This is a genomic window from Calidifontibacter indicus (assembly GCF_003386865.1).
GTDB classification, from domain to species: Bacteria; Actinomycetota; Actinomycetes; order Actinomycetales; family Dermatophilaceae; genus Yimella; species Yimella indica.
Window position 1 is genome coordinate 3,327,218 of the sequence record NZ_QTUA01000001.1, and the last position, 15,705, is coordinate 3,342,922.

Consider the following 15,705-nt stretch of genomic DNA (forward strand, 5'->3'; position numbering starts at 1 on the left):
CCCGCGCGTCTGCGATCGGACGGCCGACCGCTGACCTAGGCTGCTACGCGGAGGGGGTGGTCGAACCGTGCGACCTGACCAAGGGTTCGTCGTCGAGACGGACCGGTTGACCAAGCAGTACCCGAGCGTGCGCGCGCTCGACGAACTCAGCCTGCGCATCCCGGGCGGGGTCACCGGCATCGTCGGCGTCAACGGCGCCGGCAAGTCGACCCTGATCAAGGTGCTGCTGGGGCTGCTGCCGTCGACCTCGGGTTCGGCGCGGGTGCTCGGGCTCGACCCCGCCACCCACGGAGCGCAGATTCGTGCGGTCGTCGGTTACATGCCCGAACACGACTGTCTGCCAGGCGATGTCAGCGCGGCCGACTTCGTGATGCACATGGCGATGATGTCGGGGCTGCCGCGCACCGCCGCCCGCGAACGCACCTCCGAGGTGCTGCGCCATGTCGGCCTCGACGAGGAGCGCCACCGCGCGATGGGCGGCTACTCCACCGGCATGAAACAACGCGCCAAACTCGCGCAGGCGATCGTGCACGACCCCAGCCTCGTCTTCCTCGACGAGCCCACCAACGGCCTCGACCCGCGCGCCCGCGACGACATGCTCGACCTCATTTCCCGGGTCGGCAGCGACTTCGGCATCTCGGTGGCCGTCACCAGCCACCTGCTCGGCGAACTCGAACGCACCGCCGACCACATCGTCGTCATCGACGGCGGACGCCTGCTGCGCTCGTCCTCGACCGCCGAACTCACCCACACCACCGGCACGGTGCTCGTGGAGGTGCTCGGCCCGTCCGGCAGTGACCGCCGCTACGGCCAGGCGCTCATCGAGCGCGGGCTGCAGGCATGGCCGTCCGGCGACAAGATCCAGGTGCGCATCGACCGTCCGGAGGCCCTGGACGTCGTGCGCGACGTGGCCGTCGACCTCGGCCTCGGGTTGGTGCGGGTGCAGGAGATCCACCACACCCTCGAAGAGGTCTTCCACCGCGAAGGAGCGGCGCGATGAGCGCGAACGCAGGGCCCGGACGCGGGGTCATCCACGACCTCGGCTACCGCGGGTTCCAGGGGCAACGCCTCGGCACCGGTTCGATTCTGCGCGAGCTCTACACGAGTTCGCTGGCGCACGCGTTCGGCATCGGCCGCGCCGGCAAGTCGAAGGTGATGCCCTGGCTGATCGCGGTGCTGATGTGGATTCCCGCGATCGTGCTCGCCGGCCTCATCATCCAACTCGACCGGATGTCGCTGACCGATCAGGCCGAACTGTTCGGGCCGCTGTCGAACTACTTCGGACTGCCCTACTGGACGCAGTTGCTGCTGACGGTGTTCGTCGCGGCCCAGGCGCCGGTGCTGTTCGCCCGCGACCTGCGTTACCGCACGATCGTGCTGTACTTCGCGCGTCCGCTGTCGCGCACCTTGTTCGTGCTGACCCGGCTCGCGGCGCTCGCCACCGCGATCTTCCTGGTCGTCGCGGCCCCGATGACGGCGTGGTACGGCGTGGCGCTGAGTTCGAAGATGGACCGCGCCGAGCACACCCGCCACTACTTCGCGGCCCTGCTCGGAGTGCTCGTGCTCGCGCTGGTGCTGGCGGCCATCGCCGGCATGGTGTGCACGCTCACCACTCGGTCGGGCCTCGCGGTGGCCGCGGTGATCATCGTGCTGATGCTCTCCTCGGGCATCGTCACGACCGCGCTCGGCATCGCCTACGACCAGGGCAGCGCCGGCTGGGGGCAGGTGGCCGCGTCCCTCAACCCGTTTACCGCCGTGGCCGAACTCATCGCCGGACTGTTCAACCAGCCGCTGCCGATCGAGACCCTCCCCCGCCCGGACGGCGCGGGCCCGGTGGCGGCCGCGGTGCTCGTCTGCGCGGCGTGGGTGGTCGTGCCGACGCTGCTGTTGGTGGCCCGGGTGCGGAAGGCGGCCTCGCTGTGAGCGACCTCGTGTTGGAGCAGGTGTCGCGGTGGTACGGCAATGTCGTTGCCGTCAACGACGTCTCGATGCAGATCAGGCCGGGCATCACCGGTCTGCTGGGCCCGAACGGCGCCGGCAAGTCGACCCTGTTGTCGATGATGGCCGGCCTGCTCGCGCCGTCCGCCGGATCGGTGAGCCTCGACGGACGACCCGTACGCGGCGACGTCGGCATGTATCGACACATCGGGTTGGTGCCGGTGCAGGAGTCGCTGTACGACTTCCTCACCGGTGAGCAGTTCGTGCGGCTCAACGCCGACCTGCACAAACTGCCGCAGGCCAAGGCCGCGACCGCGCACGCGATCGGGCTCGTCGACCTCGCCGACGCCGCGAGCCGCAAGATCTCGACGTACAGCAAGGGCATGCGGCAGCGCATCAAGGTGGCCGCCGCGCTGGTGCACGACCCGGCCGTGCTGCTGCTCGACGAACCCTTCAACGGCATGGACCCGATCCAGCGCCGCTCGATGATGGGGCTGCTCAATTCGTATGCGGCACAAGGGCGCACGATCGTCTTCTCCAGTCACATCCTGGAGGAGGTCGAGCAGTTGGCCCGTCAGGTGGAGGTGGTGGTGTCGGGGCGGCACGCCGCATCGGGCGACTTCGCCGCGATCCGCCGGCTGATGACCGACCGCCCCAACCAGTACCGCATCCGCTCCAGCGACAACCGGGCCCTCGCCACCTTGCTGCTGCGCGAGCCGACGGTGCGGGGCGTGCGGATCAACGACAAGTTCCTCGAGGTCGAGGCCGACGACTTCGGCGCGTTCGCCAACGTCGTCGCGCGGGCCGCGCGCAGCGCGAACATCCGCATCCTCGAACTCATCCCGACCGACGAATCCCTCGAAAGCGTCTTCAGCTACCTGGTGGGCCGATGAACATTCCGATCCTGCGCCTCGCGATCCGATCGCTGTTCGGCCGCGCCCGGGCGATCCTGCTGTTCGCCATCCCGTTGCTGCTGGTCGCGCTCGCGGTGCTGCTGCGCGCCACCGCCGGCGATGCCGGCACCAACCCCGAGGACGCGCCGCTGGTCTTGGTGCGCACCTTCGGCATCGGCATCGTGGTGCCGGTCGTCGCGCTCATCGCCACCACGACGCTGATCAACTCCGAGTTCGACGACGGGTCGATCATCTACCTGCTCACCAAACCGGTGTCGCGGTTGTCGATCGTGGCGTCGAAGGCGCTCGTGGTGCTGGTCTGCACGCTCGTCTTCGCGGCGCTGCCGATGACCCTCGCGGCGCTGCTGATGATCGGCACCGACGCCGACCTCTGGTTGGGTGCGCTGCTCGGCGGCATCGTGTCGTCCGTCGCCTACGCGGGCATCTTCACCACGCTGGCCACCCTGCTCAACCGCAGCCTGGTCGGGTGCCTCATCTACTGGCTGGTGTGGGAGTCGACCCTCACCTCGTTCATCTCCCCCGCCGCCTGGCTGTCGGCCCGCGCCTGGGGCAGCAGCGTGCTGCACGCCGTGGCCGACGTCGGCCAGAAGGCCCACCCGCCGGTGTGGTTCGGGCTCGTCGCGGCGGCCCTCTGCCTGGTCGGCGGTGTGGTCGTGGCCGGCCGCAAGCTCTCGCACACCACCATCTCGGACGTGTAAACCAAGCGGCCCGAGACCCGCGAAAGTTCGCACGGCGCGCACCTTTCGGTGCGCGCCGTGCAAACTTTCGCGGGTGGGTGGAGCCGTCCGGGTGTCTCGGAGGCCGGCTCGTCAATGCCAGTGGTGGCACCTACCTGACCACAGCGCGAGGCTCACGCAGCGGGACGGCTCAGCCGGGCAGCGACGAAGGAGCTGCCCGGCTGAACGCCGAAGGAACCTGTCTAAGATTTCGCGTGCTCCGCGAGACGCAGCCAGGTCTCGACCACGGTGTCGGGGTTCAGCGACATCGACTCGATGCCCTGGTCGAGCAGCCACTCGGCGAGGTCGGGGTGGTCGGACGGTCCCTGACCGCAGATGCCGACGTACTTGCCCTGCTCCTTGCACGCCTTGATCGCCATCGACAGCATCGCCTTGACCGCGTCGTTGCGCTCGTCGAACGCACCCGCCACCAGCGAGGAGTCGCGGTCGAGACCGAGGGTCAGCTGGGTCATGTCGTTCGAGCCGATCGAGAAGCCGTCGAAGTGCTCCAGGAACTGGTCGGCGATGACGGCGTTCGAGGGCAGCTCGCACATCATCACGACCTGCAGACCGTTCTCGCCACGCTTGAGACCGTGCGAGGCGAGCAGGTCGATGACCCCCTTGGCCTCGTCCACCGTCCGCACGAACGGGATCATGATCTTGAGGTTGGTGAGGCCCATCTCCTCGCGCACGAACCGCATCGCCTCGCACTCCATCGCGAAGCAGTCGGCGAAGTCCTCCGAGAGGTACCGCGACGCGCCGCGGTAACCGATCATCGGGTTCTCCTCGTGCGGCTCGTAACGCTCACCGCCGAGCAGGTTGGCGTACTCGTTCGACTTGAAGTCGGACATGCGCACGATCACCGGCTCGGGCGCGAACGCCGCGGCCAGCATCGAGACACCCTCGGCGACGCGCTTGACGAAGAAGTCGCGCGGGCTGTCGTAGGCGGCGATCTGCTCCTGGATCGCGGCCTTGATCTCGGGCTCCTGCTGGTCGAGTTCGAGCAGCGCCTTGGGGTGGATGCCGATCTGGCGGTTGATGATGAACTCCAGGCGAGCCAGGCCGATGCCCTTGTTGGGCAGGCGGGAGAACTCGAACGCCTGGTCGGGGGTGCCGACGTTCATCATCACCTTGACCGGAAGCTCCGGCATCTCGTCCAGCGAGGTCGAGGTCTTCTCGAACTCCGCGATGCCTTCGTAGATGAAACCGGTGTCGCCCTCGGCGCAGCTGACGGTCACCTCGGCGCCGTCCTGCAGCGAGGAGGTGGCCGAGCCGGTGCCGACGACGGCGGGGATGCCGAGCTCGCGGGCGATGATCGCCGCGTGGCAGGTGCGGCCGCCGCGGTTGGTGACGATCGCGCTGGCCTTCTTCATGATCGGCTCCCAGTCGGGGTCGGTCATGTCGGCGACGAGCACCTCGCCGGCCTGGAACTGCGCCATGTCGTCGATCGACTTCAGCGACCGGACGGCGCCCGCACCGATCTTCTGACCGATCGCGCGGCCCTCGATGAGGGCCTTGCCGTGGTCCTTCATCCGGAAGCGCTCCAGCACCGAACCCGACTCACGCGACTTCACGGTCTCCGGGCGCGCCTGCACGACGTAGATCAAGCCGTCCGAGCCGTCCTTGACCCACTCGATGTCCATCGGACGCCCGTAGTGCTCCTCGATCTTGACCGCGTGGCGGGCAAGTTCCTCGACGTCCGCGTCGGTGATGGAGAAGCGGGCCTGGTCGGCCGGGTCGACGTCGACGGTCTCGATGGTGCGGCCCACCGACTTGTCCTCGGTGTAGACCATCTTGATGGCCTTGCCACCGACGCCGCGCTTGAGGATCGCCGGCTTGCCCGCGGCGAGCGCCGGCTTGTAGACGTAGAACTCGTCGGGGTTGACGGCGCCCTGCACGACCGCTTCACCCAGGCCGTACGACGCGGTGACGAACACGGTGTCCTTGAAGCCCGACTCGGTGTCGATCGTGAACATCACGCCGGACGCGCCGATGTCGGACCGCACCATCTTCTGGATGCCGGCCGACAGCGCGACGACCGAGTGGTCGAAGTTGTTGTGCACGCGGTAGGCGATCGCGCGGTCGTTGTAGAGCGAGGCGAAGACCAGCTTGATCGCGTGCAGGATGTTGTCGATGCCGTGGATGTTGAGGAAGGTCTCCTGCTGACCGGCGAAGGAGGCGTCCGGGAGGTCTTCGGCGGTCGCGCTCGAACGCACCGCCCAGCTGACCTCCTCGCCGTGGTCGCCGGCGAGCTTGGCGTAGGCGTCGCGGATCTCCTGCTCGAGGTCGGCCGGGAAGGGCTGGTCCTCGACGGCCTGGCGGATCTCGGCGCCGACCTTCGCGAGTTCACGCACGTCGTCGACGTCGAGCGTCTTCAACATGCCGTCGATGCGCTCGGCCAGCCCCGACTCGATGAGGAACCGGCGGTAGGCTTCGGCGGTGGTGGCGAACCCGCCCGGCACCCGCACACCCGACTTGGTCAGGTGCTGCACCATCTCACCGAGCGAGGCGTTCTTGCCGCCGACCGTTTCGACATCGTTGATGCCGAGGTTCTCGTACCACTCGATGTTGCTGCTCATGCAAAGGTCCTTCCGGAAGGGCCGCGGTGCGTGTGTTCGCGGTGATTCAGTGAACTCGGTTCAATTTGCGGGTCTGCATGATCACGGCCGCCATTTCCTCGATCGACATCGCCGAGGAGTTGATGAACGGGATCTTGTGCGTGCGGAACATCGACTCCGCACGACGCAGTTCGTAGAGGCACTGGGCCTGGGAGGCGTACTTGCTGCCCGGACGGCGCTCACCCCGCACCTGCGACAGGCGCGCCGCCGTCGACACGATGCCGAAGCACTTGTCGGCGTACGGCGCGATCGGACGCGGCAGGCGTGCGCTCTCGAAGTCCTCGTCGACCAGCGGGTAGTTGGCCACGAAGATGCTGTGCTGGAGCGCGAGATACATGGTGGTGGGCGTCTTGCCGCAGCGCGACGGCGCGAGCAGGATCACCTCGGCCTTGTCGATCGCCCGCAGGCTGGCGCCGTCGTCGTGCTCGATGGCGTATTCGACGGCCTTCATCCGCGAGTCGTACTCGGTCTGGTTGCGGACGGCGTGCGCCGACCCACCCTTGTGCGCGGCCTCCCGGTGCAACACCCGCTCGACCTCGTCGAGTTGGGAGCCGAACAGGTCGATGAACGCGCACTTCGTCTGCATCAACTCGGCGCGGATCTCCTCGTCGGCGACCGTCGAGAAGACCAGCGGCGTGATCTCGTCGGTCTTGGTCGCATCGACCATCGCGACGGCCTCGCGGGCGGAGTCGACGGAGGTGATGAACGGGATCTTCTGCCGCACGAACCGCACACCGGGAAACTGCTGCAGGATCATGTTGCCGAGGGTCTCGGCGGAGATGCCGGTGCCCCCGGCCAGGAAGAACGCAGGCGTCGGCGCAGCGTGATCCTGGGCACTCATGGGAGAACCTTCCCACACAAGTTGTGAGACAGGGCACCCCACCTCGGTCCCTGATACTGCGGGACGCGGGCGGGGTGCACGTGTTTCAACTCAGCTCTTGGCGAGGTACTCGCCCGCAGCCAGCAACGCACAGGTGGCGACGCCGTCCATCGCGACCTCGACCTCCTCCAGCGGAGGCATGGTCGGGGCGAGGCGGATGTTCTCGTCGTGCGGGTCTTGGCCTAGCGGGAAGCTCGCGCCGGCCGGGGTCAGCGCGATGCCGGCCTCCTTGGCCAACTCGACCACCCGGGTGGCGGTGCCGGGCAGCACGTCGAGGTTGACGAAGTAGCCACCCAGCGGCTTGGTCCACTGCGCGATGTCGTGCTCGGCCAGGCGCTCGGTGAGGATGCGCTCGACCGCGGCGAACTTCGGCGCGATGATCTCGGCGTGCTTGCGCATGTGGGCGCGCACCCCGTCGGCGTCCTTGAAGAACTGCGCGTGACGCAGGTGGTTGACCTTGTCGGGGCCGATCGAGCTCATGCCGAGGTGCCCCAGGTACCACCCGATGTTCTCGGTCGACGCTGCGAGGAACGCGACGCCGGCCCCCGCGAAGGTGACCTTCGAGGTGGAGGCGAACAGGATCGGACGGTGCGGGTTGCCCGACGAGGCCGCCAGCGAGATGACGTCGACCGACTTGGTCTCGACGTCGGTGAGGTGGTGCAGCGCGTAGGCGTTGTCCCAGAAGATCTTGAAGTCGGGGGCGGCGGTCGGCATCGCGACGAGCTTGGCGGCGACCTCCTGGCTGACGGTGTCACCGGTCGGGTTGGCGTAGGTCGGCACGACCCACATGCCCTTGATCGACGCGTCGTCCTTGACCAGCTCGGCGATCTTGTCGGCGTCGGGGCCGTCGGCGTGCATCGGCACGGTGATCATCTCGATGCCGAAGGAGTTGAGCAGCGAGAAGTGGCGGTCGTAACCGGGCACCGGGCAGATGAACTTGATCTTCTCCTCGGCCACCCACGGACGCTCGCTGTCGACGGCGCCGTGCAGCAGGCAGTCGACGAGCACCTGCTGCATCAAGGTGAGGCTCGAATTTCCTTGTGCGACAATCTGATCGACGTTGACACCGAGCAGCTCGGCGAAGATCTCGCGAATCTCGGTGAGGCCGTGCAGCCCTCCGTAGTTGCGGGTGTCGGTGCCATCGGCCGCGATGTGGGTGGTAGGCAGCTTGAGCAGGTCATTGCTGAGGTCGAGCTGCTGCGCCGACGGCTTGCCACGGGTGAGGTCGAGCTTCAGTCCGCGCGCCTTGAGGTCGTTGTAGGCGGATTTCTGCGCCGTCATGAAGGCGGCGAGTTCTTCGGCGGACAGGTCGGCAAGGGCCACAGCAGCTCCCGTAATCGTGGTTGACCGGTTTCGCGGGTCATTCTTCCAGTCTTCGCGTTCCTGTCCGCGGGCGGACCGACCAGGGAGACGGCGGTGTCGGTGTGGGGTGAGTGGCGGGGGCGATCGCACGAAGTCGCGTCGGACGCGACTTACTCCCCAGTTCAGCGCGATACGCCCGAGTAACTGGCGCCTGACGCGACTTGGTGCGGACGGGGTGGCCCGGTGGGGCCCCGGTGAGGCCGGATCCGGCGTGTTCAGAAGTCCTGACAGTCGGTTCGGAACCGAATCGGCGGGGTGGCCCGTCGCACTCCCGGTTCACCAATCCGAAGCAAACCTAAGGGGATTCACCATGCGCACTTCGAAGCGCGCCGCGTTCGCAGCACTCGCACTGACCACCACGATCGGCCTCACCGCGTGCAACAGCAGCGACGCCCCGCCGGCCGACTCGACGTCCTCGTCCGCCGCGTCGTCGACGGACTCGTCGGCGCCGTCGGAGTCCTCGAACGGCTCCGCGAACAACTCCTCCGACTCCCAGTCGTCGAGCAACTCCTCGTCCGACTCCTCGCAGACCTCGGACGGCTCGTCCTCGTCGTCCAACGCCGCCGACACCACCGAGCAGCCCGCCGACCAGCGCGACGACAAGAACGACAAGTCGGCCCTCGACGCCGAGACCTCCAAGATTCCGACCGGCCCGCTCATCAGCGCCAAGATCATCAAACTGGGCGGCTACGCCAACCAGTACGACAAGACCTTCGGCACCTTCTACTCGGTGCTGTCGATCAACGCCTCGGGCCGCGGCCTCGTCGCGATGGAGTACGTGCTGCTCGATGCCTCGGGCAAGCAGGTCGGCGCGATCAAGGACAACTTCGAGGTGGCCCCGGGCCAGAACGTCATCAAGGTCACGCGCGGTCTCGGCAAGGTGCCCGAGGGCACCAAGAAGGTGCGACTGCAGGTCACCAAGAACAGCCCCAACTCCTACGCGTCCGTCACCGAGATCGACCCCAACATCAACATCCGCATGGACCCGACCACCAAGAGCGCGGTCGTCAGCGGCAGGTACAAGACCGACGGCAAGGGCTCCGTCATCTCGATGAACGCGGTCTGCTCCGACGCGAACGGCGTTGTGCAGGCAGCGAATTCGCCGATGAAACAGCTGCGCGCGGCCACCTGGACGCCGTACGAGGTGAAGTTCCTCTCGGCGCCGCTGAACTACCAGCCCACCAAGTGCTACGTCGGTAGCTGACCTCTCTCGCACCAACTCGCGTCAGGCGCGACTTACTCACCGGTTCGGCTCGATACGCCCGAGCAAGTCGCGCCTGGCGCGACTTCGTGTTCGGACGGCGTGCCGACGGCGTCCGGCCCGGTGACGCGTGCGCGCCGGGGCGCCTGTGGACAACTCGGCGGACGGGGCGGCGCGAGGTGGCACGATCGGCCGCCATGTACCGAGTGTTCACCAGGGACGAGGCGATGGCCGCCGGCATCTCCCCCGCCCAGCTGCGCAGCCCCCGCTACCGCAGCATCAGCCGCGGACTCTACTGCCCGACGTCGGTGCTGCCGAGCCAAGCCGAGGTCGTCGCCGCGCTGATGCGCAAGCTCCCGGTGGCGCAGTTCGCGTGTCGCGAGACGGCGGCGGGTCGGCACGGCGCGGTCGTGCCGCACAGCAGCGAGGTGCATCTCGGCACGGCGCAGCGCCGCACGTCGACGCGACCCGACGTCGCCCTGCACTGGTACCGCTCGCCTCCCGAACTCACCCGTGTGCGCGGCCTCACCGTCACGAGCCCGCGGCAGACCTTCCTCGACCTGGCCGCGACGCTCCCCTTCGTCGACCTGCTCGTGCTCGGCGACTCGCTCGTCCACGCCGAGGCGTGCACCGTCGACATGTTCACCGGGCTCGACCCGGGACGCCGTCCGGGTGCGGCGCGCGCCCGCGAGGTCGCCGCGCTCGTGCGCAAGGGCGTGGAGTCGCCGTACGAAACCCGGGCCCGCCTGCTCATCATCAGCTGCGGGCTGCCCGAGCCGGAGCCGAACCATCCGTTGCGGGATGCCACCGGTCGCATCGTCCGGCGCATCGACCTCGGCTACGAGCACTACGGCATCGCAGTCGAGTACGACGGCCGTGATCACATCCGCCGAGAAGAGCAGTGGCACAGCGATATTGCGCGCCGCGAGGAACTCGACGACGACTGGAAGTTCATCGTGCTGACCAGCCGCGACATCCATCGCAAGCAGGCCCAGACCGCCGAACGCGTCCACAAGGCGCTGCGTGCGCGCGGCTACAAAGGACCCTTCGACCCGCTCGGCTGGCGGCGCCACTTCGCACCCTGACCACACCGCACCGCACCGCACTCTGCGCACCAACTCGCGTCAGACGCGACTTACTCGCGGGTTTCGCCCGATACGCCTGAGAAACTCGCGCCTGACGCGACTTCGTGCGGACGCTGGTGGCGCCGCCGGCGGACGAAGGCCACCCCGGCTGCCAACGCGTCGACCACGAACAGCCCGACCAGCAGCAACGAGGCCACGCTCGCCGCGACGAACCCACGGGGCAGGTAGGAGAAGGTCACGGTGGAGGTGCCGGCGGGCAACTGCACCTGCTGGAAGCGCTGGGTGTCGAAGTCGGCGATCGGCGACGACACCCCGTTGATGGTCGCGGTCCAGCCGGGTGAGGAGAGCTGGCGCCGAGTGAGTTCGGTCGGACGCGGGCACGTCACCGTGACCTCGTCGAGGCCCTCCCCCTCGACCCGGCACCCGCTGCCCGGGGCCGTCGAGAAGAACGGCTCCGCGGACGGGTCGTGCCAGATCTCGGCGGTGCGGTTCTTGAAGACCCGCGTCAACCCGTACCGGTCGGCGAGGCCGTCGCCGACGCCCGGCGCCATCACCAGGTAGGCCACCCCGACACTGCGGTAGACGCTCTGCCGCTGGCCGTAGACCTGCAGAATCAGTCGCTGCTTCGCCGGCGGGTAGTTGCGGGTGGCCAGCAGGTACGGCCCCCACACGTCGCTGGTGCCCCGCGCCAACGGCGTGCGCCAGGTGGCGTGCAGGTTGTCCTTCACCAGGTCTGCCATCTTCTGCGGCACGGGCAGGTCGTTGACGTTCAACTGCTGCAGTTGGAAGGCCGACCCGTAGTTCGGCTGGATCGGTCCGAGGGAGAAGAACCGCGCAGTGCCCTGGTGTTGCTGCAGGTAGCGCACCGGCGCGAGGTCGACGTCGTGGGTCGGGCTGGCGCCCAACTGCGGCACCATGAACTGCCCCGTCGCATCGACCACGACCAACGCGGCCAGCGCAACGGCCACGCCGATCCCAGCCCGCCCCGTCCGACGCCAACCACCGCGACCGGGCCCCCGACCGCGACCCCAGCCACCCCAAACGCTGCGCTTCCCCGCAGACGCTGCTGTTGCAACAGCACCGTCTGCCGGCAGCTGCAGCGTTTGCGGGTTGTGCGGGCCCGCAGGGGCGGACGTGCGGGTGTAGGCGAGGACGGCGACGGCGAGGCAGACGAGGGTGGTCCAGGTGACCGAGAGCACCGTCCAGCGCACCGCGGTGACATCGAACAACGCCAGCGCATAGATCACGGACGCGACGAGGTAGGCGAACGTCGCCACCACCGCCGCGATCCACACCGGCCGCCGCACCACCCTGCGGCGCAGGTCGTCGACGCCGTACGCGGCCCACAGGATCACGATGAACTCCACCAGCACGAAGCCGTACTTGTAGACGAGGATCTGCTGGAGTCCGGGGACGTGCTGCACCGCCTTGTTGACCGGCGGGAAGTTGTACATGTTGAGCAGCAACAGCACCAACGTGATGCTCAACAGCCAGCGCATCGGCCGCTCGCGTCGGCCGAGGAAACCGATGATTCCGACGAGCACGGCGGGCAGGGTGAGGAACCCGGCCTGACCGCCCGAGATCGGGTTGTGGCTGACCGGGCCGACGGCGAACGGCAGGGCCAGCGAACTCAGCTGCCGTTGCCCGTAGGACGTCGGTCCGGTGCCCGCCCCGTGGTAGGCGGTGTAGCCGAAGTCGAGGAAGTGCACGAAGGCGACCAGTGCCGGTGCGGCGATCACCAGAGACCCGGCGGCGCCGGCGACCAGCCACAGCAGGAAGCGCACCCGGGACCGTTGGAGCGTCAGCACCCTAGCGACGCCCCAGACCGCCACGAAGAGTCCCTCCAGCAGCGCCGTCTCGGGGAAGCCCGACAGCAGCATGAAGCCGATCGAGAACGCGATGACCCAGGCGCCCCAGCGAGCAGACCGACCAGACCCGGACGCCGGACCAACCGCAGCCGCTGTGCCAAGCCCGGACGCCGGGCCGGACCCAACAGGCTGAGCAGACCCAGCAGGCTGAGCAGACCCAGTGCCACCCCCACGCACCGCCGCCGCCACCAACTCCACACCCCACAGCGCCCACGGCAGAAACGCGATCGGGTTGAAGGGAGCATTGAGCATCAACGCGAACGCACCGTTGACCGCGAACAGGCACGCGCCGACGGTGGCGGCGATCCACCCCAGCCGCAGGCTCCGCAGGAACAACAGTGTGCCGAACCCCGCCACCAACTCCAGCACGATGTGCATCAGCAGCACACCGCCGGGCAGTGCCTGCAGCAGCACGAACGGCAGGAAGAACGCCGCCGACTGCATCTCACCGGCGAGCGGTTGGCCGAGTCCTTCGTAGTTGTTCCAGAGCGGCACGTTGCCGTTCAGCCACGAGTCGACCGAGCGCTGGCCGAGCGCCTGCACCGTCCAGCCGACGTTGGGATCGATGGTCCACGAGCCGTCGATGACGCCCTGGGTGGGGCGGCCGAGTCCGGAGAAATACAGCATCGGGTCGGCGCTTGCGAACCCGAAGATGAAGATCGCGTTCGCGACGAGCACCACCGCGATGATGGTGAGCGAGGCGAGCAGCGCCGGACGTCGCAGCCAGGCCGACCTCATCGCTGCACGCGGTCGAGCGCGGCCAACTCCAGCGCAGTCTGCGCCGGCGGCAACACCGGTGGATAGGTCAGGTAGGCCAATCGGGCGGCCTCCTGGCGTTGGCGCAACACTCCGTTGAGTATCAGCCCGACCACGAGCGACAGGATCGCGATGAGCGCCAGGCCGGTCGCCAGCACCGCCGTGGGCAGCCGCGGCACCTCGTTGGTGTGCAGGTAGGTGACGAGCAACGGAATGCCGAGCGCCACCGAGACGGCCGCGAAGAACGCGCCGACCGCCGAGAAGAACGCCAACGGACGTTCGTACTGCAGCAGGCTGGTGATCAACCGCAGGATGCGGAAACCGTCGTGGTAGGTGCGCAGTTTCGACTCCGAGCCGGCCGGGCGGTCCTTGAAGCCGACCGGCACTTCGACCTGCGGGATGCGCAGGTTGACCGCGTGCACGGTGAGCTCGGTCTCGATCTCGAACTCCCGCGACAGCGCCGGGAAGGACTTCACGAATCGCCGTGAGAACACACGGTATCCGGACAACATGTCGGTCACGGGCTCGCCGAAGAGGCGTCCGATGAGCTTGTTGAACATCCGGTTGCCGAGGGCGTGCCCGGCCCGGTAGGCGGATGCCTCCGGGTCGTCGGTGCGCACGCCGAGCACGTGGTCGTACGGCCCGGACAGCAAGGTCTCGATCATCAGGCCGGCGGCCGCGGCCTCGTAGGTGGCGTCGCCGTCGATCATCAGATAGACATCGGCGTCGATGTCACCGAATGCGCGCCGCACCACGTTGCCCTTGCCCTTGCGCGGTTCGGTGCGGACGATGGCACCCGCCTGGGCGGCCACCTCGGCGGTGCGGTCGGTGGAGTTGTTGTCGTAGACGTAGACGGTGATGCCGTCGACCGCCGCCTTCAGCCCCTCGATCACTTCCCCGACGGCGACTTCTTCGTTGTAACACGGCACGATCGCCGCGACCTCCAACCCGGCGAACGGGCCCCCTTGAATTTTGCTCACGGAGACGCAGAGTAACAGCACAGGTGAAAGAAACCCCCAACCGCCTGCGCGGTTGGGGGTTTCTTTCTGACCGTGCCCTAGCGGGCGAGGATCACTTCGTGATGGAGGTGACGCGACCAGCACCAACGGTGCGGCCACCCTCGCGGATCGCGAAGCGCAGACCCTCGTCCATGGCGATCGGGGCGATGAGCTCCACCGACATCTCGGTGTTGTCGCCCGGCATGACCATCTCGGTGCCTTCCGGCAGCTTCACGACACCGGTCACGTCAGTCGTACGGAAGTAGAACTGCGGACGGTAGTTGTCGTAGAACGGCGTGTGGCGGCCACCCTCGTCCTTGGACAGGATGTAGACCGAGGCCTCGAAGTTGGTGTGCGGGGTAGTCGTGCCCGGCTTGGCGATGACCTGGCCGCGCTCGACGTCCTCACGCTTGATGCCGCGCAGCAGGAGGGCGGCGTTGTCGCCGGCCTGGCCGCTGTCGAGCATCTTGTTGAACATCTCGATCGAGGTGACGGTGGTCTTGACGGCAGCGCCCTCGCGCAGACCGACGATCTCGACCTCTTCGTTGACGTTCAGCACACCGCGCTCGATACGACCGGTGACGACGGTTCCACGACCGGTGATCGTGAAGACGTCCTCGACGGGCATCAGGAACGGCTTGTCGGTGTCACGCTCCGGCTCCGGGATGGCCTCGTCGACCGCGTCCATGAGCTCGAGAACGGTGTTGCCCCACTCGGCGTCACCCTCGAGCGCCTTGAGCGCCGAGACCTTGACGACCGGGACGTCGTCGCCCGGGAACTCGTAGGAGGACAGCAGTTCGCGGACCTCCATCTCGACGAGCTCGAGGATTTCCTCGTCGTCGACCATGTCGGCCTTGTTCAGGGCGACAACGATGTAGGGAACGCCGACCTGGCGGGCCAGGAGCACGTGCTCCTTGGTCTGCGGCATCGGGCCGTCGGTGGCGGCAACCACCAGGATGGCGCCGTCCATCTGCGCCGCACCGGTGATCATGTTCTTGACGTAGTCGGCGTGACCCGGGCAGTCGACGTGCGCGTAGTGACGCTTCTCGGTCTGGTACTCGATGTGCGCGATGGAGATGGTGATACCGCGCTGCTTCTCCTCGGGCGCCTTGTCGATCTCGTCGAACGCGAACGCCGGGTTCACGTCCGGGTACTTGTCGTGCAGAACCTTCGAGATAGCAGCCGTCAGCGTCGTCTTGCCGTGGTCGATGTGACCGATGGTGCCGATGTTGACGTGCGGCTTGGTCCGCTCGAACTTGGCCTTAGCCACTGCGGGTCCTCCTAAGGACTTGGTTGCTGACGCCGGGGCGGCGTCGGTGATTTCTTATTTCGTGGAAACTAGCGGGTCAACCGATCAGGGAACAAATCC

Annotated in this window: 12 protein-coding genes; 6 read left to right on the forward strand and 6 right to left on the reverse strand. The window is 67.7% G+C overall.

The genetic code is table 11. The features are described 5' to 3' along the window. Window positions 1-67: 67 nt before the first annotated feature. The 4 genes from DFJ65_RS15830 to DFJ65_RS15845 are packed head-to-tail and all read left to right on the forward strand — an operon-like array spanning window position 68 to window position 3,550. Window positions 68-1,000: an ABC transporter ATP-binding protein gene (locus tag DFJ65_RS15830; RefSeq protein WP_115923855.1), complete on the forward strand. Its 933-nt coding sequence runs from the start codon at window positions 68-70 to the stop codon at window positions 998-1,000. Then, the gene (locus tag DFJ65_RS15835) at window positions 997-1,923 is read left to right on the forward strand and encodes an ABC transporter permease (protein WP_115923856.1); all 927 of its coding nucleotides are present in this window, start codon (window positions 997-999) and stop codon (window positions 1,921-1,923) included. Before DFJ65_RS15830 ends, DFJ65_RS15835 begins: the two co-directional genes overlap by 4 nt. Continuing rightward, complete coding sequence (locus DFJ65_RS15840; RefSeq protein WP_115923857.1) at window positions 1,920-2,831, forward strand: ABC transporter ATP-binding protein; 912 nt, start codon at window positions 1,920-1,922, stop codon at window positions 2,829-2,831. Before DFJ65_RS15835 ends, DFJ65_RS15840 begins: the two co-directional genes overlap by 4 nt. Beyond that, window positions 2,828-3,550, forward strand: a complete 723-nt coding sequence (locus tag DFJ65_RS15845) for an ABC transporter permease (RefSeq protein WP_115923858.1) — start codon at window positions 2,828-2,830, stop codon at window positions 3,548-3,550. Before DFJ65_RS15840 ends, DFJ65_RS15845 begins: the two co-directional genes overlap by 4 nt. Window positions 3,551-3,771: 221 nt before the next feature. Here the strand turns inward: DFJ65_RS15845 and ppsA are convergent, their stop codons facing one another. The 3 genes from ppsA to DFJ65_RS15860 all read right to left on the reverse strand — a co-directional run bounded on the left by ppsA (window position 3,772) and on the right by DFJ65_RS15860 (window position 8,389). Beyond that, window positions 3,772-6,147, reverse strand: a complete 2,376-nt coding sequence (ppsA, locus tag DFJ65_RS15850; protein ID WP_115923859.1) for a phosphoenolpyruvate synthase — start codon at window positions 6,145-6,147, stop codon at window positions 3,772-3,774. 46 nt (window positions 6,148-6,193) lie between these two features. Continuing rightward, window positions 6,194-7,027, reverse strand: coding sequence for a pyruvate, water dikinase regulatory protein (locus DFJ65_RS15855; RefSeq protein WP_115923860.1), 834 nt, complete (start codon window positions 7,025-7,027; stop codon window positions 6,194-6,196). Between the two features lie 90 nt (window positions 7,028-7,117). Then, complete coding sequence (locus DFJ65_RS15860; RefSeq protein ID WP_115923861.1) at window positions 7,118-8,389, reverse strand: aspartate aminotransferase type Ic; 1,272 nt, start codon at window positions 8,387-8,389, stop codon at window positions 7,118-7,120. A gap of 349 nt (window positions 8,390-8,738) precedes the next feature. On the opposite strand from DFJ65_RS15860, the gene DFJ65_RS15865 reads away from it, so the two are divergent. After that, on the forward strand, window positions 8,739-9,632 hold the full coding sequence (locus DFJ65_RS15865) for a hypothetical protein (protein WP_115923862.1): 894 nt from the start codon (window positions 8,739-8,741) through the stop codon (window positions 9,630-9,632). Between the two features lie 194 nt (window positions 9,633-9,826). Beyond that, on the forward strand, window positions 9,827-10,714 hold the full coding sequence (locus tag DFJ65_RS15870; protein WP_115923863.1) for a hypothetical protein: 888 nt from the start codon (window positions 9,827-9,829) through the stop codon (window positions 10,712-10,714). 50 nt (window positions 10,715-10,764) lie between these two features. On the opposite strand, the gene DFJ65_RS15875 is transcribed toward DFJ65_RS15870, so the two are convergent. The 3 genes from DFJ65_RS15875 to tuf form a co-directional block, all read right to left on the reverse strand. Continuing rightward, a complete protein-coding gene (locus tag DFJ65_RS15875) occupies window positions 10,765-13,320 on the reverse strand; it encodes a glycosyltransferase family protein (protein WP_115923864.1) in 2,556 nt (851 codons plus the stop codon). Next, entirely contained in the window at window positions 13,317-14,318 is a 1,002-nt protein-coding gene (locus tag DFJ65_RS15880) for a glycosyltransferase (RefSeq protein WP_245950326.1), read from the reverse strand. Before DFJ65_RS15880 ends, DFJ65_RS15875 begins: the two co-directional genes overlap by 4 nt. A gap of 91 nt (window positions 14,319-14,409) precedes the next feature. Beyond that, window positions 14,410-15,606 (reverse strand): elongation factor Tu, encoded by a 1,197-nt coding sequence (gene tuf / locus DFJ65_RS15885; RefSeq protein ID WP_115923865.1) that lies wholly within the window; start codon window positions 15,604-15,606, stop codon window positions 14,410-14,412. Between the last annotated feature and the right edge of the window lie 99 nt (window positions 15,607-15,705).

Coding starts and splice junctions, on each gene's coding strand:
- DFJ65_RS15855 (WP_115923860.1), bottom strand. CDS start 7,027: ATGAGTGCCCAGGATCACGCTGCGCCGACGCCTGCGTTCTTCCTGGCC.
- DFJ65_RS15835 (WP_115923856.1), top strand. CDS start 997: ATGAGCGCGAACGCAGGGCCCGGACGCGGGGTCATCCACGACCTCGGC.
- DFJ65_RS15870 (WP_115923863.1), top strand. CDS start 9,827: ATGTACCGAGTGTTCACCAGGGACGAGGCGATGGCCGCCGGCATCTCC.
- DFJ65_RS15865 (WP_115923862.1), top strand. CDS start 8,739: ATGCGCACTTCGAAGCGCGCCGCGTTCGCAGCACTCGCACTGACCACC.
- ppsA (WP_115923859.1), bottom strand. CDS start 6,147: ATGAGCAGCAACATCGAGTGGTACGAGAACCTCGGCATCAACGATGTC.
- DFJ65_RS15875 (WP_115923864.1), bottom strand. CDS start 13,320: ATGAGGTCGGCCTGGCTGCGACGTCCGGCGCTGCTCGCCTCGCTCACC.
- DFJ65_RS15845 (WP_115923858.1), top strand. CDS start 2,828: ATGAACATTCCGATCCTGCGCCTCGCGATCCGATCGCTGTTCGGCCGC.